Source organism: Streptomyces mutomycini (genome assembly GCF_001700505.1).
Lineage (GTDB): Bacteria > Actinomycetota > Actinomycetes > Streptomycetales > Streptomycetaceae > Streptomyces > Streptomyces mutomycini.
The window spans coordinates 1-611 of record NZ_MAPV01000275.1 but is presented as its reverse complement, the minus strand read 5'-3'; the positions used below and the strand labels follow the sequence as shown (position 1 = coordinate 611).

The 611-nt window shown below is 67.9% G+C and carries 1 protein-coding gene; it reads left to right on the top strand.

The annotated features are described in order from the left end of the window. Positions 1–611, top strand: a 611-nt coding sequence (locus BFF76_RS29250; RefSeq protein ID WP_141695694.1) for an acyltransferase domain-containing protein, incomplete at both ends; no start/stop codon positions are given.

The window sequence follows — 611 nt, the reverse complement described above, 5'->3', positions numbered from 1 at the left end:
CCGGTGTTCGTGTTTCCCGGGCAGGGTTCGCAGTGGGTGGGTATGGCTGCGGGCTTGATGGAGTCCTCGGATGTGTTCGCGGAGCGGATGCGGGAGTGTGCGAGCGCGTTGTCGGCGCATACGGACTGGTCGTTGCTCGGTGTGCTGCGGGGTGAGCCGGGTGCTCCTGGCTTTGACCGGGTTGATGTGGTGCAGCCGGTGTTGTGGGCGGTGATGGTGTCGTTGGCGGAGGTGTGGCGGGCGGCCGGTGTGGTGCCTGCGGCGGTGATGGGGCATTCGCAGGGTGAGATCGCTGCGGCGTGTGTGGCCGGTGGGCTGTCGCTGGAGGACGGTGCGCGGGTGGTCGCGTTGCGGAGCCGGGCGATTGTTGAGCTGTCGGGTCTGGGCGGGATGGTGTCCGTTGGAGAGCCGGCGGAGCTGGTTGGTGAGCGGCTGATCAAGTGGGAGGGGCGGCTGTCGGTCGCGGCGGTGAACGGCCCGTCCTCCGTGGTGGTGAGCGGTGACGGTGACGCGCTGGACGAGTTGCTGCTGGTGTGCAAGGCGGACGAGGTCCGTTGCAAGCGCATCGATGTGGACTACGCCTCGCACAGTGCGCATGTGGAGCGGATCCA